Origin of the sequence: Acinetobacter sp. YH12117, assembly GCF_013418865.1 — a bacterium.
Classification (GTDB): Bacteria; Pseudomonadota; Gammaproteobacteria; order Pseudomonadales; family Moraxellaceae; genus Acinetobacter; species Acinetobacter indicus.
Genome location: NZ_VPBF01000025.1, coordinates 31,388 through 49,463, shown reverse-complemented (window position 1 = coordinate 49,463; position 18,076 = coordinate 31,388). Strand labels below are relative to the sequence as shown.

19 protein-coding genes are annotated in these 18,076 nt (G+C 48.5%); 4 read left to right on the top strand and 15 right to left on the bottom strand.

What is annotated here, in order from left to right; translation table 11 throughout:
- From FTU55_RS09920 to FTU55_RS09900, 5 genes are all read right to left on the bottom strand, one after another.
- Positions 1-124: GTP-binding protein (locus tag FTU55_RS09920; protein ID WP_228151030.1), on the bottom strand; the 124-nt coding region annotated here is incomplete at its 3' end.
- A 94-nt stretch (positions 125-218) separates the two neighbouring features.
- Positions 219-2,354 carry an elongation factor G gene (fusA, locus tag FTU55_RS09915; protein WP_104490194.1) on the bottom strand — a complete coding sequence of 712 codons (2,136 nt, stop codon included), beginning with the start codon at positions 2,352-2,354 and terminating at the stop codon, positions 219-221.
- 132 nt (positions 2,355-2,486) lie between these two features.
- Positions 2,487-2,957 (bottom strand): 30S ribosomal protein S7, encoded by a 471-nt coding sequence (rpsG, locus tag FTU55_RS09910; protein WP_005179845.1) that lies wholly within the window; start codon positions 2,955-2,957, stop codon positions 2,487-2,489.
- Positions 2,958-3,136: 179 nt separating this feature from the next.
- Positions 3,137-3,511, bottom strand: a complete 375-nt coding sequence (gene rpsL, locus FTU55_RS09905) for a 30S ribosomal protein S12 (protein ID WP_002050319.1) — start codon at positions 3,509-3,511, stop codon at positions 3,137-3,139.
- A 163-nt stretch (positions 3,512-3,674) separates the two neighbouring features.
- Positions 3,675-5,123 (bottom strand): EcsC family protein, encoded by a 1,449-nt coding sequence (locus tag FTU55_RS09900; RefSeq protein ID WP_180046955.1) that lies wholly within the window; start codon positions 5,121-5,123, stop codon positions 3,675-3,677.
- 276 nt (positions 5,124-5,399) lie between these two features.
- Between FTU55_RS09900 and FTU55_RS09895 the strand changes: the two genes are divergently transcribed.
- Positions 5,400-6,629, top strand: coding sequence for a beta-ketoacyl synthase N-terminal-like domain-containing protein (locus FTU55_RS09895; protein ID WP_005179853.1), 1,230 nt, complete (start codon positions 5,400-5,402; stop codon positions 6,627-6,629).
- A gap of 19 nt (positions 6,630-6,648) precedes the next feature.
- A complete protein-coding gene (locus FTU55_RS09890; protein WP_005179856.1) occupies positions 6,649-7,101 on the top strand; it encodes a CopD family protein in 453 nt (150 codons plus the stop codon).
- Positions 7,102-7,156: 55 nt separating this feature from the next.
- Here FTU55_RS09890 and FTU55_RS09885 read toward each other — a convergent pair whose 3' ends face one another.
- The 4 genes from FTU55_RS09885 to FTU55_RS09870 form a co-directional block, all read right to left on the bottom strand.
- The gene (locus tag FTU55_RS09885; RefSeq protein ID WP_045795523.1) at positions 7,157-8,620 is read right to left on the bottom strand and encodes an amino acid permease; all 1,464 of its coding nucleotides are present in this window, start codon (positions 8,618-8,620) and stop codon (positions 7,157-7,159) included.
- Between the two features lie 148 nt (positions 8,621-8,768).
- On the bottom strand, positions 8,769-9,131 hold the full coding sequence (locus FTU55_RS09880) for a RidA family protein (protein ID WP_005179861.1): 363 nt from the start codon (positions 9,129-9,131) through the stop codon (positions 8,769-8,771).
- A 24-nt stretch (positions 9,132-9,155) separates the two neighbouring features.
- Entirely contained in the window at positions 9,156-10,268 is a 1,113-nt protein-coding gene (gene alr / locus FTU55_RS09875) for an alanine racemase (RefSeq protein ID WP_180046953.1), read from the bottom strand.
- A 22-nt stretch (positions 10,269-10,290) separates the two neighbouring features.
- Complete coding sequence (locus FTU55_RS09870) at positions 10,291-11,544, bottom strand: D-amino acid dehydrogenase (protein WP_180046951.1); 1,254 nt, start codon at positions 11,542-11,544, stop codon at positions 10,291-10,293.
- A 139-nt stretch (positions 11,545-11,683) separates the two neighbouring features.
- Here FTU55_RS09870 and FTU55_RS09865 point away from each other — a divergent pair, with 139 nt between their 5' ends.
- Positions 11,684-12,151: an Lrp/AsnC ligand binding domain-containing protein gene (locus FTU55_RS09865; protein WP_005179867.1), complete on the top strand. Its 468-nt coding sequence runs from the start codon at positions 11,684-11,686 to the stop codon at positions 12,149-12,151.
- Positions 12,152-12,250: 99 nt separating this feature from the next.
- Here FTU55_RS09865 and FTU55_RS09860 read toward each other — a convergent pair whose 3' ends face one another.
- The gene (locus tag FTU55_RS09860; protein WP_045795528.1) at positions 12,251-12,931 is read right to left on the bottom strand and encodes an HAD-IA family hydrolase; all 681 of its coding nucleotides are present in this window, start codon (positions 12,929-12,931) and stop codon (positions 12,251-12,253) included.
- A 92-nt stretch (positions 12,932-13,023) separates the two neighbouring features.
- Here FTU55_RS09860 and FTU55_RS09855 point away from each other — a divergent pair, with 92 nt between their 5' ends.
- Positions 13,024-13,791, top strand: coding sequence for a hydroxymethylpyrimidine/phosphomethylpyrimidine kinase (locus tag FTU55_RS09855; RefSeq protein ID WP_016659477.1), 768 nt, complete (start codon positions 13,024-13,026; stop codon positions 13,789-13,791).
- A 62-nt stretch (positions 13,792-13,853) separates the two neighbouring features.
- Here the strand turns inward: FTU55_RS09855 and FTU55_RS09850 are convergent, their stop codons facing one another.
- The 5 genes from FTU55_RS09850 to FTU55_RS09830 form a co-directional block, all read right to left on the bottom strand.
- Positions 13,854-14,948: a catalase family protein gene (locus FTU55_RS09850; RefSeq protein WP_005179873.1), complete on the bottom strand. Its 1,095-nt coding sequence runs from the start codon at positions 14,946-14,948 to the stop codon at positions 13,854-13,856.
- A 153-nt stretch (positions 14,949-15,101) separates the two neighbouring features.
- Entirely contained in the window at positions 15,102-15,758 is a 657-nt protein-coding gene (locus tag FTU55_RS09845; RefSeq protein ID WP_180046949.1) for a nuclease-related domain-containing protein, read from the bottom strand.
- Positions 15,759-15,987: 229 nt separating this feature from the next.
- A complete protein-coding gene (locus tag FTU55_RS09840; protein WP_168383797.1) occupies positions 15,988-16,473 on the bottom strand; it encodes a methylated-DNA--[protein]-cysteine S-methyltransferase in 486 nt (161 codons plus the stop codon).
- Between the two features lie 33 nt (positions 16,474-16,506).
- Entirely contained in the window at positions 16,507-16,824 is a 318-nt protein-coding gene (sugE, locus tag FTU55_RS09835) for a quaternary ammonium compound efflux SMR transporter SugE (protein WP_005179881.1), read from the bottom strand.
- Positions 16,825-17,127: 303 nt separating this feature from the next.
- Complete coding sequence (locus FTU55_RS09830) at positions 17,128-17,832, bottom strand: copper resistance protein B (protein WP_168384745.1); 705 nt, start codon at positions 17,830-17,832, stop codon at positions 17,128-17,130.
- Positions 17,833-18,076 lie beyond the last annotated feature (244 nt).

Here is an 18,076-nt window from a genome sequence, read left to right as displayed (position 1 = left end):
CACCGAATTTCTTCGCACATACAGTTGCAATTGCAGCTGTTAAAGTTGTTTTACCATGGTCAACGTGACCGATTGTGCCCACGTTAACGTGTGGCTTATTACGTTCAAACTTAGCCTTAGCCATGTTCATCTTCCTTTGTAGATTACTCATGCAGGATCACTGCATGAGCATTAGATTTTAACTATAAAATTAGTTAGGCAATATAGTAATCGAAAGATTACTCGTCGTCACCTTTTTTACCGCCAGACTGGAATTTAGCGATGATGCCTTCCGCCACGTTACGTGGAGTTTCAGCGTATTTAGCAAATTCCATAGAGTAAGTCGCACGACCTTGAGACATAGAACGCATTTGAGTCGCGTAACCGAACATCTCAGCCAGTGGAACTTCAGCACGGATTGCTTTAGTACCGCCAGGTAAATCGTCCATACCTTGAACCATACCACGACGACGGTTTAAGTCACCCATGATATCGCCCATGTAGTCTTCTGGAGTTTCTACTTCAACTTTCATGATTGGTTCAAGAAGAACAGGATCTGCTTTCATGAAACCGTCACGGAATGCGTAAGAACCCGCCATTTTGAACGATAATTCGTCAGAGTCGACATCGTGGTAAGAACCGTCGAACAATGTCGCTTTGATGCCAACGACTGGATAACCAGCAAGGACACCATTCTTCATACGTTCTTGGATACCTTTGTCAACCGCACCGAAGAATTCTTTAGGTACTACACCACCAACAACTTCTTCAGCGAACTCGTAGTCTTTACCAGTTTCAGGATCAAGCGGTTCTAAACGTACGTATACGTGACCGAATTTACCTTTACCACCAGTTTGACGAACGAATTTACCTTCTTGTTCGATTGATTTCTTGATCGTTTCACGGTAAGCAACCATTGGTTTACCAATGTTCGCTTCAACGTTGAATTCACGCTTCATACGGTCAACGATGATGTCAAGGTGAAGCTCACCCATACCAGCGATGATAGTCTGACCAGATTCTTCGTCTGTGAATACGCGGAACGATGGATCTTCTTTCGCTAAACGGCCAAGCGCAACTGACATTTTTTCTTGGTCAGCTTTGGTCTTAGGTTCAACAGCCAATTGAATTACTGGCTCTGGGAATTCCATACGCTCAAGTGTGATTACGTTGTTTTCGTCACACAGTGTATCACCCGTAGTCGTGTCTTTAAGACCTACACACGCCGCGATGTCACCCGCACGAATTTCTTCGATGTCGTGACGGTCGTTTGCGTGCATCTGTACGATACGGCCAATACGTTCACGTTTCATTTTCACTGGGTTGTAAACAGGGCTACCTGCTTTCAGAACACCTGAGTAAACACGTACGAACGTTAAGTTACCTACGAATTTGTCGTTCATGATTTTGAACGCAAGCGCAGAGAACGGAGCATCGTCAGACGCTTCACGAGAACCTTCGGTTTCGTCTTTGTCGTCTAGGATACCTTTGATCGCTTCTACGTCTGTAGGCGCTGGAAGGAATTCAATCACTGCGTCCAACATACGTTGAACACCTTTGTTTTTGAATGCAGAACCACACATTGCAGGTTGAATTTCACCCGCTAATGTACGTTGACGTAAACCAGCTACGATTTCTTCTTTAGAAAGGTCGCCTTCTTCCAGGTATTTGTCCATGAGTTCTTCTGATGCTTCAGCAGCAGCTTCAACCATGTTTGTACGCCATTCTTCAGCTGTATCTTGCAGATCAGCAGGAATGTCGCCGTATTCAAACTTCATACCTTGAGACGCTTCGTCCCAGATGATTGACTTCATTTCGATTAAGTCAACAACACCTGTGAATGTGTCTTCTGCGCCCACTGGAACAACGATAGGCACTGGGTTAGCACCCAAACGTGTCTTCATTTGTTCAACTACGCGGAAGAAGTTTGCACCAGTACGGTCCATTTTGTTAACGAACGCTAAACGAGGTACTTTATATTTGTTTGCTTGACGCCATACAGTTTCAGACTGAGGTTGTACACCACCTACAGCACAGTAAACCATACATGCACCGTCAAGAACACGCATAGAACGCTCAACTTCAATTGTGAAGTCAACGTGTCCTGGGGTGTCAATTACGTTAATACGGTGTTGGTCGAACTGGTTAGCCATACCTTTCCAGAAGCATGTTACAGCTGCTGAAGTAATGGTAATACCACGTTCCTGCTCTTGTTCCATCCAGTCAGTTGTTGCTGAACCTTCGTGAGTTTCACCTAGTTTGTGGCTCTCACCTGTGTAGAACAAAATACGTTCAGAAGTGGTTGTTTTACCTGCGTCAATGTGCGCAGAGATACCAATGTTACGGTAACGAGAAATTGGGGTTTGACGTGCCATGATTTCTAGCATTCCTAAATTTTGTTGTTTAAAACAGGACGCTTTAAGCTGCATAGCAACTTAAAGCGCTTTGATGACAAACTAGTGACAACTAAATTCATCACCCTCCTGATTAGGTCCTGTTTTATCCGCTTAGAAACGGTAGTGAGAGAAGGCTTTGTTGGCTTCAGCCATACGGTGCACATCTTCACGTTTTTTAACCGCTGCGCCTTTACCTTCAGCTGCATCAAGCAACTCACCAGCAAGACGTAAAGCCATAGTTTTTTCAGAACGCTTAGCAGCAGCATCTACTAACCAACGCATCGCTAGAGCAGTACGACGGGATGGGCGCACTTCCATAGGAACTTGATAAGTAGCACCACCAACACGGCGTGCTTTTACTTCAACCATAGGACGAACTTTTTCAAGCGTAGCTTCAAAAAATTCAACTGGGTCTACTTTGTTTTTTTCTTGAACGCGGTCTAAAGCACCGTAAACGATACTTTCAGCAATAGATTTTTTACCATCTTGCATTACGTGGTTCATGAATTTAGCGATTGTTTGGCTGCTGAACTTAGGATCCGGAAGGATTTCACGAGCAGCGACTACGCGACGTCTTGGCATTTTAAAACTACCTATAAATATGACACTTCAGGTTAATCCAGCAGTAGCATAAAGTGTCGTATGCATTCGCTGGCCTTACTATACGTCGCTTGAATATTCACAAAATAAATGCAGAAATCAGACAAGCGAGACGATAAAGGATTGCAGTTCTAACGAACTAAGAGCTTAATCTCGAAAGATTATTTCTTAGGACGTTTAGTACCGTATTTAGAACGTGACTGGTTACGATCTTTCACGCCAGCACAGTCTAAAGAACCACGAACGGTATGGTAACGTACACCTGGTAAGTCTTTAACACGACCACCACGGATCAGAACAACACTGTGCTCTTGCAGGTTATGGCCTTCACCACCGATATAGCTAGAAACTTCGAAACCTGAAGTTAAGCGAACACGGCAAACTTTACGCATTGCTGAGTTAGGTTTTTTAGGTGTAGTTGTGTAAACACGTGTACAAACACCACGACGTTGTGGACAAGCCTTCAACGCAGGAACTTTAGATTTTTCAACTAAAGTCGTACGACCCTTACGGATCAACTGATTTGTTGTTGCCATGTGGCAATTCTCCCGTTAATAAAAAGCCCCAAAAACATACTACTTTTTGAGGGCATGCAATTGTAAGTCAAGATACTAAAATGGTCAATATTCGACAGACCGGCAAATATTGACCATTCCCGCATTAAAGGCTAATTTTACTGCTTTTTAAGGTATTAGGACCTTATTGCGCTTTTTGCTTTTTTGTAACCTTCTTCACTACCGGCTTCTCAGCGTCTGCTTTTTGCGGTTCTGCATCTGTTTCTGGCGGCTCTTCCACTACCGGTGGTGTGTCGTCAAAGTCTTCATTCTCTTCAGGTTCCGGCTCAATCGATTCCGGTGGAATTGCCGGTTTTTGCGGCTCTACCGCAGCATTCGGCTCAACCATTTTATCGGCCAGCTGCTCTAGGCCCTGCTGGATATCCTGATCGATCTGTTCCGGCTCCGGCTTTTCCTCTGCCGATTTTTTCTGGATTTTCACCTTGGAGATGGTGCTGTTTTGCTGCAGCTCAATATCCTGATCCAGCTTCAGCTCATCGACGGCCGGTGTAGCCGCAGCTGGCTGTTCCAGTAATTTTGGTGCGGCCTGTGCCAGTAAGGCTGCGGCTTTTTCATAGGCATCGACCGGGGACAGCTGACTGCCCTTATGCTGGATGAGATATTCACGGGCATGCGAGAACACTTCCTGCGCTTTCTGGTGCACATGCTCGACCAGCTTCCAGCTGTAGGCGGCACTGACCGAGGCTGTCGCTACCGGGGTTAATTTGCTTAACAGCGAGAACTTCGGCATTGAGTTCATCCATTGCCACTTCATTTCGCCCTGCTCATTGACCAGATATTTGCGTAGCGCTTCCATGTCATTGCTGGAACCAACCAGCTGCTGCAGCTGATGCACATCATGGGTTTGCAGCATGTTCAGCACGCTTTTAATGCCCAGCAAGACCGCCTGCTTTTCGGCAATCAGGCCCAGATCGACCTGTTTGAAAATATATTGCACAATGGCCTGGCCTTCTTCTTTATTCAGCTCAAAGCCATACGAACGCCCAACCTGATAGATGGTACGTAACGACATGATCATCGAAACCGGCACATCTACCGCGGTTCCAATCACGCCGGTAGCCCCGGTGATCGCGCCCTGAATCGAGGCCAGCCATTTATTCTGCTCTGCCAGCGCCTGGCTGATGCGTTTGGAACGGTTCACATCCTGGGTCAGTTCCTCTAAGTCACGTACTCCGGCTTCATCTAAAACTGCATCGACCGAACTGATATTGGAGGTGAAGGTATTTAGCTGGTGAAAGAAGTAATCCGACACCTTGTCAGAAAACTGAGGCGCCACAAAATGGGCAAGATTATTGACCTTATTATAATGACGACCTAGCAATTGACGTGAGACCTGCGGCAAATGTGCCTTCAGTACCTGCTGCGGATTGTCATAACGCGATGAATGGCGGCCGAATACCGGGCTGGCACTGCCTTCCACCACCCGCCCCTGACTGCTACCCGCCTCTTCTTTACTGGTCGAACCGGGCGCCACATGCTGAACCAGGTCAATGCCGGTATGACTGAGCTTTTTAGCCACTCCAAACGCACTCGAGAGGAATCCGCCTGATTGCTTATTATTAGAATCTGTCATTCTTGCTCCTCATTTTCTTTCTTAAGATTTATTGCTAAATACTAGGTATAGTCTGCGTTTATCTCAACCTTATTGTGTTTCTTTTGGTTATGTTCACGTAGTCTGCTCCCCAAATCTGGTCATTCCCAAAGAGGCATAGGATTTGCCATAAGAATTCAAAATTCTTTCTGTTATTATGAATCCAATTGAAAAACTTGGGAAATGCACTGGACACCGGCATTTGCGCCGACAGTCTCCAGGGTTGGACCCGATAATATCACCATAAGGGAACTGTAGATGAAACGTGTTGTAATCACTGGCATGGGCATTAATTCGTGCATTGGTAATACATTAGAAGATGTAACCCACTCTTTGCAAAATGGTATTTCAGGCACACGTTTTAACCAGACTTATGCTGAACTGAATTTTAAGAGCCATGTCAGTGCAGCTGCAGAACAGAATTTTGACAATATCGACCGTCGTTTAAAACGCTTCATGGGCGTGTGTGCAATGTATGCCTATAACGCAGCGGCAGCAGCCATTGAACATGCCGGCCTGAAAGTTGAAGATTTAGCTGGTAACCCGCGTTACGGTATTGCCGGTGGTTCAGGCGGCAACTCGACTGCATCTGTGGTTGAAATGGTGGAATTACTGGAAGAAAAAGGCGCGCGTAAAATTGGCCCATTCTTTGTACCACGTAACATGTCAAACACCATTACGGCCAACCTGGGCGTTGCCTTTAAACTGCAAGGCGTTGCGCACTCGATTACCAGCGCATGTGCAACTTCTGCCGATGCGATTGGTTATGCCTACAACCTGATTCAACTGGGTAAACAGGATCTTATGCTGGCTGGCGGTGGTGAAGAAGATCACTGGTCACAAAGCCTGCTGTTTGATGCGATGGGTGCGCTGTGTGCCAAATACAATGACACCCCAGAAACTGCTTCTCGTCCATATTCAGCAGACCGTGATGGTTTCGTGATTGCCGGCGGCGGTGGCTTCCTGGTACTGGAATCGCTGGAACATGCACAAGCACGTGGTGCCAACATTCTGGCAGAAGTGGTCGCGTATGCAGCCAACTCGGATGGTGCTGACATGGTTGCGCCAAGCGGTGAAGGTGCAACACGCTGTATCCTGATGGCGCTGGATGAAGCCAAACAGCATGGTGTTGAATCGATTGACTATGTGAACACACACGGTACATCTACCCCTGCAGGTGACGTGACTGAACTGAAAGCCATGGAACGTGCCTTTGGTGAAGGCCAGGTACCAGCCCTGAGCTCGACCAAATCTATGACCGGTCACAGCCTGGGTGCTGCCGGTGTACAGGAAGCGATCTACTCTGTCCTGATGATGCAAAACGACTTTATTGCGCCAAACATCAACGTGACCGAGCTGGATGAAGGCGCGAAAGGCTTTGATATCGTACTTGAAAAACGTGACGCAAAATTGAATACTGTGATGAGTAACAGTTTTGGTTTTGGCGGCGTAAACGCTTGTCTGATTTTCAAGAAATGGGATGCATAATCCCTAAATAGGATTTTCGATGGATGCACCTTCTGATGCTTTTTTATGGGTAAAAGCATTACATATTATTGCCGTGGTGTGCTGGTTCGCTGCACTGTTCTATCTGCCACGGTTATATGTTTACCATGCCATGAGTGAAGATGCGGTCAGTCATCAGCGTTTTGAAGTCATGGAACGCAAGTTGTACCGTGGAATTATGTGGCCTTCCATGATTGCCACCCTAATTACCGCCCACTTTCTGGTAGATTGGGGTGATGCCACCCGGAACTACCACGATGCCTTGTGGTTTTACCTGAAAGTGGCACTGGTCGGATTATTGGTGATTTACCATCTGGTTTGCGGTTATTACCGTCTGAAACTGATTGGCAATGCCCATTACAAGTCACACAAGTTCTGGCGCTTTTTCAATGAAATGCCGACAGTGCTGTTATTTGCAATTGTGATTCTGGTGGTGGTGAAACCTGTGTTCTAGCTCCATCGAAGAACAGATAAAAAAAGCCTCGTTTGATACGAGGCTTTTTTGTGGGCTAGCGAAGGGTTTCTGACTTGGCATATTGCTCGGTCTGGGCATATTGCTGGTATTTACGCAGCCGCGGTTTATATAGACCATAGTAAGTCACGGTTAAAATCACCAGCCACAACGGACTGACCAGCAGTGCTTTCAGCGTATCCGGCTCCAGACTGAGAATCACCAGTGCAAACAGCAGGAAGGCCAACACCACATAGCTCATCAGCACCCCGCCCGGCATTTTAAAGCGTGAAGCAGCGTGTAACTGCGGCTGCAGTTTACGATAGCGCAGGTAACACACCATAATAATGCCCCAGATGCTAATAAACAGAATCACGCACAGCGAGCTGGCCAAGGTAAAGGCTTCAACGGTATTCGGCACAAAATACTGCAAGGCTGCACCGGCCATAATAAACAGACAGGAGAACAGCAGACCTTTGGCCGGTACTGCCCGTTTTGACAAGGTCGCCAACGCCTGTGGCGCCTGCCGGCCACGCGCCAGGCCAAACAGCATGCGGCTGGTCGAAAACACACCGCTGTTCATGGAAGACATCACCGAAGATAACACCACCAGATTCATAATAATCGCAGAGGTGGGAATACCGGCATGTAAAAACAACGACACAAACGGACTACGGTCTGCCGGAATCTGGTTCCACGGCGTCACCGACATCACCACAAATAAAGACAGCACATAAAACAGGATAATCCGGGTCGGAATTGCATTGACTGCTTTGGGTAAATTCTTTTCCGGATCTTTGGTTTCAGCCGCCATGGTGCCCAGCAGCTCCACCCCGACAAAGGCAAACAGCGCAATCTGGAAACCGGCCAGAAAACCGTTACCGCCTTGTGGAAACATACCACCATGTGACCAGACATGCTGAAAACTGGCAGTGGTGCCATCTGGCGCGGCAAACTGGTTAAAGACCATATAGCCACCAATACCAATCAGGCCTAAGATGGCCAGAATCTTGATCAGGGCAAACCAGAACTCGATTTCACCAAACAGCTTGACCGTCAGTAAATTCAGTCCCAGTACAAACAGCACACAACCAACACTGATCAGCGCCTGCCCCATGGGAGTAAACGTGGTATCTGGTGGCAGCCAGAAACCGAGATAATTGATGATGGCTGCCAGATCGGCAATTCCAACCAGAATCCAGCCCAGCCAGTAGGACCAGCCAATATAGTAGCCCGCACCCGGCCCGATCAGGTCATGCGCCATATCAATAAAGGATTTATAGTGCAGATTGGACAGCAGGATTTCCCCCAATGCACGCATCAGGAAGAAAAACATCAGGCCAATAATCATATAAATAAACAGGATGGACGGGCCGGCCAAGGCAATGGTTTTGCCGGAGCCCATAAACAGTCCGGTGCCGATGGCGCCACCAATGGCAATTAACTGCAGATGCCGGTTGGAGAGTTTGCGTTGTAATTCATGTGGCGACGAATGAACGTCATCGTGACGAGAGGAAGTCATGTTCAATATCCTTATTGTGCCCTGACCCTGCCATCAGCGCAGGCTGTGCATACGTCATCCTGCAATGATGGTCCTGTACATCCCAACAAATCCTATCTTGGGCTGTACGCAGCGTCAGTGGCTGGGAGAGAAAACCAAACCAGATGGCTTATTTCTGTGCAGCGGTCACTGCAATTTCAATCAGCCAGTCCGGGTTGACCAGTTCCGCCTGAATGGTGGCGCGTGCCGGTGTGGCATGGCCCTGCAACCATTCAATCCAGAGCGCATTCACGGTCTGGAAATCGGACAGATTCTTTAAAAAGAGTTGCGCAGATAAAATCCGGCTTTTATCGCTATTGGTTTCGGCCAGCAGCGTATCAATGGTCTGCAGCACTTCTTGCGTTTGCGCAGTGATGTCCTGCCCGGCAGTGGTTTTCGGAATCTGACCCGACAGATAGACCACCTGATTAAATACCGTTGCCGCACTCATCACTTCAGTGCTGTGAATACGTTGAATATCTTGAGAACTCATGTTGTGATCCTGTTGAATAAAATTTTATGCCTGCACCACAAACGGCACCCGGGCGGTGATGGCGCACATCAGCTCATAGCCGACGGTACCGGCTACCTGACTGACCTCATCGACTGGCAAAATGGCGCCACTGCTGGAATAGCCCCATAGCACCACTTCAGCGCCAATATCGGCGTCAGGAAGATGACTGAGATCGACCGCCAGCATATCCATACTGACCCGGCCCAGCGTCTGGCTGCACTGCGAATTGACCAGCACTGGCGTACCGCTTGGAGAAATTCGCTGATAGCCATCGGCATAGCCACAAGCCACTACGCCAATCCGCATGGCTTGTTCGGCAACAAAGCTGGAGCCATAGCCAATACTTTCTCCAGCCTTCAGCTGCTGGACAGCAATAATTTCACTGCGCAGGCTCATGCTCGGTTTCAGGTTCCAGTCCTGAATCGTATGCTGTGGAAAATCGGGCGAACTGCCATACAACATGATGCCGCTACGCATCACATCACTATGCAGGGCCGGCGCATGACGCAGCAGCGCCGCGCTATTACAGAGCGAACGCTTGCCAGGCAGGCCGGCAATGGTCTGTTCAAAACACTGCTGCTGATAGTCAATGCCCGGCGCGCCAAAACGTTCGCCGTCGGCATCGGAGAAATGCATCATGTGGGTAATAGAGGCGACAATTTCCAATGCCTGTAACTGGGCAAAGGCGTCCCGGTAAGCGGCGGGGGCAAAACCCAGACGGTTCATGCCACTGTTCATTTTCAGATAGACATGAAAACGAGCCTCTGGCTGCTGACGCTGGAACTGCTGTAACCAGTCAATTTGATGGGCACTGTGAATGCTAAAGCTTAAGTGATGTTGCTGACAGACTGATAAATCTTCCAGACAAAAAATGCCTTCTAGCAACAGAATATCACCCTGCCAGCCCAGCTGGCGTAATCTCAGTGCCTCGGCCAGATCCAGCAAGGCAAAGCCATCGGCGGACTGAAAAGCCGGATAGACCCGCTCGATGCCATGACCATAGGCATTAGCCTTGACCACGGCATAAACTTGACTATCCCCAGCATACTGCCGGGCAATCTGCAGGTTATGGCGCAGTGCATCGAGATGCACCACCGCCTGAATTGGTCTGGACATCGTTCTCCCTTGAATCAATACCTTAAGCAGCGTAACGTTGTAACGACAAGCCTTCAGTGCTAATTTCCGGTTGCTGCTGCATCACCAGATCACTGATTAACTTGCCCGAACCACAGGCCATGGTCCAGCCTAAAGTCCCGTGACCGGTATTCAGGAACAGGTTTTTATAGCGGGTGCCACCAATAATCGGGGTGCTGTCTGGCGTCATTGGACGTAAACCGGTCCAGAAGCTGGCCTGCGGTAAATCACCACCCGGGAATAAATCTTTGGTGACCATTTCCAGCGTGGCACGACGATCCTGATTCAGACCGAGGTTAAAGCCGCTTAATTCAGCCATACCACCGACACGAATCCGCTGGTCAAAACGGGTAATCGCAATCTTGTAAGTTTCATCCAGAACTGTTGATTGTGGCGCCATGGCTGGATCGACAATTGGCACAGTCAGCGAGTAACCTTTCACCGGATAGACCGGCAGGTCCAGATGCAGCGGTTTCAGGAATTCACGTGAATAACTGCCAAAGGCTAATACATAACGGTCTGCGGTCAGCACTTTGCCATTGACCAGCACGCCTTTAATCTCGTCGCCTTCAACCAGCAGTTTTTCTACATTCTGGTTAAACTGGAAATCGACACCCATCTCCTGTGCCAGTTTGGCCAGCGCATTGGTAAACAGATAGCAATCACCGGTTTCATCATTAGGCAAGTGCAAGCCACCAACCAGTTTATCTTTGGCCGCAGCCAAAGCCGGTTCAACCCGGGCCAGACCATCACGGTCTAACAGCTCATATTCCACACCGCTTTCTTTTAATACTTCAATGTCACGCTGTACGGCATCGAGCTGGGCATCTTTACGGAACAGCTGCAGCGTGCCTTTAGAGCGGTTTTCATAGCTGATTCCGGTGTCTTGGCGTAACTCTCTCAGGCAATCGCGGCTATATTCGGCTACCCGCACCATCCGCTCTTTATTAATAGCATAGTGCTGCGCATTACAGTTTTTCAGCATTTGCGCCATCCACTGTAACTGCCACATACTGCCATCCAAATTCACGGCCAAAGGTGCATGATGCTGGAACATCCACTTCACGGCTTTAAATGGAATCCCCGGCGCTGCCCACGGCGTTGAATAGCCCGGTGAAACCTGTCCGGCATTCCCGAAGCTGGTTTCTTCCGCCGGCCCGGTTTGACGATCAAGCACCGTCACACTTGCACCCTGCTGCGCCAGATAATATGCGCTGGTCACCCCAATGACACCGCTTCCCAACACAATTACACGCATAGACTTGACCTCAAATACATTCCAGTTTATTTAACTAGTATATTTTCGAATCAATAGTGAATTTTGCTATTTTTAGTGGGTATTTTCAGATAATCCGCCCATTTTTTCAGGATATTTTTTGGAATAAAGGAATTTTTAGATGCGTAAATTAGACCGGATTGATCGCATGATTTTGGACATCCTGCAAAACAATGGCCGGATTGCGATTAGTGAGCTGGCGGCCAAGGTCAATTTATCCACCACGCCCTGCTCGGAACGGGTTAAACGGCTGGAACGCGATGGCATTATTATGGGCTATTATGCCCGCCTGAATCCTGAACTGGTGGACAAGAAACTGCTGGTATTTCTGGAGATTAAACTGTCGGCCAAATCGGGCGATGTGTTTGATCAGGTGGCGCGAGATCTGGTGGATATTCCGGAAGTGCTCGAGTGTCATCTGATTTCCGGCGAGTTTGATTATCTGGTTAAAGCACGGCTCAAAGAAATGAGCGCCTACCGGCGTTTACTTGGCGATTTACTGAAAAAACTGCCAGCCTCAGCCTCTTCGCACAGTTATGTGGTGATGGAAGAAGTCAAAGAAAGCCTGTATTTAAATATTGAAGGCTGATGTTTTCGTGAATTACCCGAACCCATCGATGTGATCAGGCACACGGGAAATTCATCCACCGACTGATGAATACAGCATCAGCCGAATGGATTTTTTATGTTAAGCCTGACAGGATGCCAATGCACTATTTAAGTCAGCCACCACATTCGGCAACTGGGAAAACTGCTGAATACGGGCTTTTGGTGCAGCATGATCCAGCTCTTGCATCGTGCCATAACCATATTCGACCGCGACCGCTTCAATCCCGTTATGTCGCGCCCCCAGCACATCATATTCCCGGTCGCCGACCATAAGACATTGGCTGGCCTGCAGCTGTTCCTGCTCCAGAATATAGGCAATTAATTCATCTTTATGGGTCCGATCACCATTCAGCTCGCTGCCATAAATGCCGGTAAAATACTGTTCCAGCTCAAAATGCTCCAGAATCTGCCGTGCATAAATAGTCGGTTTAGCAGTCGCCAAAAATAGCTGATAGCCCTGGAGTTTCAAGGTTTGCAAGGTTTCCGCCACAGTTGGATAAACCTTGTTTTCATATAAACCGGTCACGGCAAAACGCTCGCGATAACCCATCAGCGCCTGTTCCGCCAGCACATCATTCGGTTCGACCTGTAAAATTTTTGCCAGTGAAGCTTTCAGTGGCGGACCAATAATCCAGTCAATATTTTCAGATTCTGGTAGTGGATGACCAATTTTTGCCAGTCCATAACGCGCCGAGGTGGTAATACCCACTTTTGGATCGGTCAGGGTGCCATCCAAATCAATCAGCAGATGTTTAATCATGAATTTTTCTCCCCCTTCGACCGTGAAATACACTCGAGACTTGATTCAAAGTTGCCTATACTAACGTAAATTCATGATTGAAGGATATGGATGTGCGTCCAACGGTACTTTGCTTTTCTGGTTTAGATCCCTCTGGGGGCGCGGGCTTACAGGCTGATATTGAAGCGATTGGTCAAAGTGGCGCACATGCGGCCATTGCCTGTACCGCCCTCACGGTGCAAAACTCGCAGCAGGTGTTTGGCTTTGAAGCCACTTCCAAAGCATTGCTACTGGCCCAGGCCAATGCCGTGGTGAACGATCTGCCAATTCGCTGTGTTAAATCGGGAATGCTCGGCACCACCGACAATATTGCAGCGCTGGCAGATTTCTTGAGAGAACATCCGGACTATTACTATGTGCTGGACCCGGTTCTGGTCGCCAACAGCGGTGGCTCTCTGGGTGATCAGGCGACTTTGGTCAAGGCCTTTGTCGAGCTGATTCCACTGGCAACCTTACTGACCCCGAATACGGTAGAACTGCGTGCCCTGACCGGTGAAGATGATCTGGAACTGGCCACCCAGAAACTGTTTGCGATGGGTGCCAAGGCGGTTTTGGTTAAAGGCGGCCATGAAGATACCCCAGATCACATCCGCAATGCTTTATATATAGATGGTGAACTGATTTCAGAAACCCGTTGCCCGCGTTTAGAAGGCGAATACCACGGTTCGGGCTGCTCGCTGGCCAGCTTTATTGCCGGCCGTTTAGCACTAGGTGATGAACTGCAAGCCGCTGTGAATTATGCTGAAACCTGGCTGTTTGGGGTACTAAAACAGGCAGAAAGTCCGGTACCGAATGGTCAGAAGATTCCAAAACGCTTTTAATCCTTAATATAAAAAACACCTGCCCCATGGCAGGTATTTTTTCGACCTGAATCTGAAGCCCTTTAATCCGGCATATCATCCAGCTGCTGCGGTTCGGCTCGCGGCTGGGTATTCATCCGGTGCCGGAACGAGGCGGAACGTTCATAAGCCTGTTTACGTACCCGCATAATTGAACCCAAAGGTTGATGCGCCTGCACGCCATGCCATGGGTTAAACGACAACACATCATCGGCATAAACCCGCCGCTCCGGACTATAGCTGTCCTGTTTGGGAAAATGTAAGGTACCAATGGTCTGATGCGCAGATTCTTCTTCCGGCCATAACACCGAGGCATCTTCAATGGGCATACGCTCCAGGCTGGTACACAATTGCGCACGCAATACATAATCGGCGCTATGGTGCTTAAAGAAATCGCGGACCAGATCGCGGATGCTGGAGTCATGGCTAATCTGCATTGGAATATTGGTCAGCTGGCGTACCGAGGTCGATTCCGGCGCCACACTGAGTTTTGCCATATAGTCGCCATAACGCAGCGCGGCCATGGTGTGATAGGTCTCGCCCAGAATATGGTTCTGACTGCGCGCCCAGCCTTTTAAAGTCACCGGCACTTCTAAACCGGCTTTATCTACCAGTGCATTTAAACTGCGCGCCATACTGCGCATGCCTTTTAACATCGGATCGGGCGCCTGTTCCGCGCGTGTCACCAGGGGCAGCATCTGCTGGTATTTACGCAGCGTGCCAAAGGCCAGCACCGGAATATTCACCATCAGAATATCCTGGTTTTTACCATCACTCGGATCATCGGCCAGTAAGCGTGCGCCCGGCACATTCAGGATTTTTAAGGCAAAGCCATGCGGTACTGGCACCTGGTCACTGCGTAAATCTCCCGGCGCAGCCGATAAACGCACCATCACATCATAATGTCCTGGCTCGGCAAAAATTCCCTGCGCCAAATGCGGCGGCAACACCGGCACGGTCAAAATACCTTTCAGAAATGCATGTGATTTGGCATGCGCATCGCGGACTGCATGGCGATGCTTGTCAAACACCTGTTGTCGGGCTTGAGCCATATGCTCGATAATATCTTCAATCAAGCGGCTTTCATTCGGCTGTTCCTGTTCAACCTGCGGGGTATACAGTAGATACGGCTCTGACATCGTGAACGCTCCTGTTCCGGCCTGAACATCTGGCAAAAATTGGCTAATATCCACCAATCTAGCAAGCTCAGAGCCAGAAAAATATAGTGCTTATTCAACAGTTCAGGAGAGTTTGGTAAGCGTAGACGACTCAGCTCAACATGATACTTGGGTTCAGTCTTGATGATGTCTGGATTTAAGCTGCGCCACATGCGCGCGCCGGGTTTGCCAGGACGGGTCCAGTACTTCTTTTTCCAGTCGTAATTGCAAACGTTTTAAGCGCATGGCGGAGATGACTTCGGTCTGGAACTCCTGTACGTAATTTACCCAGCCTGCCCCTTGAAATACCTGCTTTGGCATCTCTGTTTTAAATTCGCAGCCCGGCATAAATACCACTAGCGAATGTAAATGCTCCGGCTCCAGCAGATCAGCCAGCAGATGACTCAACACCTGAGTATGTTTGTAATTCTGATGCAAGGGATTCTGGAATTTATAACTCTTTTTATAAATTTTCTGGGTCCACATTTTTTGCCGCGCACTGCCAAAAATCCAGCCCTTATAGTTTTTGCTTTCTATCACAAAGACGCCAAAAGGACTTAATAGCACATGATCAATTTGTGTGGTGCCACCATCCTGATCGGGCAAGGTCAAATCATTAAGTAAAATATAACGCTCATCCAGATGTTGCTTGGCCTGTCGCTGAACAGCCCACTCCCCGATTTTGCCTTTTAAGTCCGGCAGGAACACCCGCAGCAGGCTCAAGCCCAGCAGAACCAGCAACAGCCACCACAGCTGTGAAATCAACATACGCAAAATATTTACATCATGCATTGCGGTTTTATTTTAATGGTGATGATCTTGACCCGACTCTAGCATAAAACGGTGTTTCATTCAGGAATGATAATGCTGGTTTAATTTTCGTTATCAGGTGGATACAGAAAGATTCTATCTACCTGAAGATGTTCAATCTGGTGATCTATTTTTTAATCAACGGATGCTTACTGATTTAAGCTGTTTATTGGCCTGCTGTGGGCGATGCAACACCACAGATTATCCGTATTTATTTTTGCTGTTGTTCCAGTTTTAACAGAATCTCTTTATTGTCTAGTCCACCGGCAAAACCAACCAGTTTACCGCCGCTGCCAATCACCCGATGACAGGGTGCAATAATTGAAATTGGATTTTGGCCATTGGCCGCACCGACAGCCCGTACCGCTTTGGGACTGCCGACCTGCTCAGCAATTTGCCGATAACTGCGGGTTTCGCCAAAAGGAATATTCAGCAGTGCCTGCCAGACTTTTTTCTGAAACTCTGTGCCTTCAAAATCTAAAGGCAGTTCAAAGCTTTGACGCTGGCCTTGAAAATATTCATTCAGCTGTTGTTGCGCATCCAGCAAAATCGGATGATCCAGTTGCTCTACCAGCTCGGCCTGCCGGACCCGTTTGGGATTTTCATTGTCCCAGATCACGGCGACCAGCGCGCTGTCTGTAGCCACCAGTTTTAAACGCCCGACCGGAGAAGGCATATACATAAATGCAAGTTTCATCTCCTTCTCCTGTTCAGTTTTAGTCTAGCTTGATTATGCCGATGAAAGTTTCATCAGCACAAGACCAGAAATAATTAACACTGCCGCCAGCATACGCATGGCCGATGCCGGCTCGCCCAGTACAAAAATACCCACCAGAAAAGAACCGACCGCGCCAATCCCGGTCCAGATGGTATAGGCCGTGCCCAGCGGCAGACTGCGCATGGCATAGGCCAGCAGGCCAAAACTGAGCACCATAAAGAAAATGGTCAGAATGCTCGGGGTAAGTTTGGTAAAACCATCTGAAAGCTTCATAAAATAAGCCCAGACAATTTCAAAAATACCGGCAAAAATTAATACGATCCAGGCCATCACGCCCTCCTCCATTATTCAGATAGAGTCAGGCCGTCCTGACGATTTTTCTTAAAGACAACGTCTTTAAGGGAGGTCGTTCCTCCAGAATTACGGTATCAGTATAGCAAAAATCCACCGCCTGCCAGTAGAACACCGTTGGAGGGGAATAAGCTTCAGCTCAAGAGGGACTGAAAATCACAACCCAGATAAGGCGATTCAAACTTATTCACTTGAGTGAATAAATTGCTTACTGGAGCATAGGTCGTTTCTCCAGCAAGCAAAAGGATGAACCAAAGCCCATCCAGTGTATGGATAAATGCTTTAAAACTTCAACCGTAATCCGGCACCATATTGCCAGCCCTGTTCCGACTCCGTCGCATCCCGCTCAGCTGTCTGGGCCAGCCCTTTATGATAGCCATAGGCCACATCTACAAACGGCATGACTTTTTTGCTGATTTCATAACGCATCTGAAGCCCGGTCTGCAGCTGGTTTAAACCAGTTTTCTGCGCCTGTTCCGATTCATCTGAAAGTACCAGCTTGGCCTGCAAATAAGGCGCCAGAATCAGTTTCTGGGTCAGCAAAAAATCCCGCTCAGTATCCAGACTCAGCTGCACCTGCTGATCTTCGGCAAGGGACAGATAGGCCTCGGTTTCAAAGAAATACGGCGCCAGCCCATGCAGGCCAACCACACCACGCCATTGCTGTGCCGAAGTCTGATCCTCCTGCTGGTAGGCTACACCAGCCTGGATATCCCAAAAATCAGAAATCATCCGGCTATATAAAACCTGTGCCTCATATTCAGCTTGTTGCGACTCGGCCTGCTCGGTATGCAGTTTGAAAAACAGCTTGTTCTCATCAGTTCCGATCCGGCTTTCCAGCTCGGACTGCCATACTCCGCGTCCACCCGCATGCTGCATCCATTTCGATTCCAGCATACTGGACTGATACCACTGCCCGCCATGCTCCTGCCGGTGATCATGCGTTGTTGCCGTTGCAGCCTTCTCCACCGGATGAAGCATGTTCATGGGCTGATGTTGCTGATGTTGCTGATGTTGCTGATGTTGCTGATGTTGCTGATGTTGCTGATGTTGCTGATGTTGCTGATGTTCAGCCTGCATCATCTGCTCGTGTTGTGCATGCATATCGACAGATTTTACTGACGTCTGCGGTACAACTTCATGTTCTGCAGCGTGAGAAGATGGGTGCTGTGTCTGCGCCGATAACATCGGTGTCGCAAACAGCATGGCTCCCAACAAATTGAAACGGGCA

Excerpts from the sequence above, each read along its gene's own strand:
- FTU55_RS09885 (WP_045795523.1), bottom strand. The coding sequence starts at position 8,620 with ATGACTTCCTCTCGTCACGATGACGTTCATTCGTCGCCACATGAATTA.
- rpsG (WP_005179845.1), bottom strand. The coding sequence starts at position 2,957 with ATGCCAAGACGTCGCGTAGTCGCTGCTCGTGAAATCCTTCCGGATCCT.
- FTU55_RS09850 (WP_005179873.1), bottom strand. The coding sequence starts at position 14,948 with ATGTCAGAGCCGTATCTACTGTATACCCCGCAGGTTGAACAGGAACAG.
- FTU55_RS09840 (WP_168383797.1), bottom strand. The coding sequence starts at position 16,473 with ATGAAACTTGCATTTATGTATATGCCTTCTCCGGTCGGGCGTTTAAAA.
- FTU55_RS09890 (WP_005179856.1), top strand. The coding sequence starts at position 6,649 with ATGGATGCACCTTCTGATGCTTTTTTATGGGTAAAAGCATTACATATT.
- rpsL (WP_002050319.1), bottom strand. The coding sequence starts at position 3,511 with ATGGCAACAACAAATCAGTTGATCCGTAAGGGTCGTACGACTTTAGTT.
- FTU55_RS09870 (WP_180046951.1), bottom strand. The coding sequence starts at position 11,544 with ATGCGTGTAATTGTGTTGGGAAGCGGTGTCATTGGGGTGACCAGCGCA.
- FTU55_RS09865 (WP_005179867.1), top strand. The coding sequence starts at position 11,684 with ATGCGTAAATTAGACCGGATTGATCGCATGATTTTGGACATCCTGCAA.
- FTU55_RS09880 (WP_005179861.1), bottom strand. The coding sequence starts at position 9,131 with ATGAGTTCTCAAGATATTCAACGTATTCACAGCACTGAAGTGATGAGT.
- FTU55_RS09900 (WP_180046955.1), bottom strand. The coding sequence starts at position 5,123 with ATGACAGATTCTAATAATAAGCAATCAGGCGGATTCCTCTCGAGTGCG.
- fusA (WP_104490194.1), bottom strand. The coding sequence starts at position 2,354 with ATGGCACGTCAAACCCCAATTTCTCGTTACCGTAACATTGGTATCTCT.
- sugE (WP_005179881.1), bottom strand. The coding sequence starts at position 16,824 with ATGGCCTGGATCGTATTAATTTTTGCCGGTATTTTTGAAATTGTCTGG.
- FTU55_RS09860 (WP_045795528.1), bottom strand. The coding sequence starts at position 12,931 with ATGATTAAACATCTGCTGATTGATTTGGATGGCACCCTGACCGATCCA.
- FTU55_RS09830 (WP_168384745.1), bottom strand. The coding sequence starts at position 17,832 with ATGAACATGCTTCATCCGGTGGAGAAGGCTGCAACGGCAACAACGCAT.
- FTU55_RS09895 (WP_005179853.1), top strand. The coding sequence starts at position 5,400 with ATGAAACGTGTTGTAATCACTGGCATGGGCATTAATTCGTGCATTGGT.
- alr (WP_180046953.1), bottom strand. The coding sequence starts at position 10,268 with ATGTCCAGACCAATTCAGGCGGTGGTGCATCTCGATGCACTGCGCCAT.
- FTU55_RS09845 (WP_180046949.1), bottom strand. The coding sequence starts at position 15,758 with ATGCATGATGTAAATATTTTGCGTATGTTGATTTCACAGCTGTGGTGG.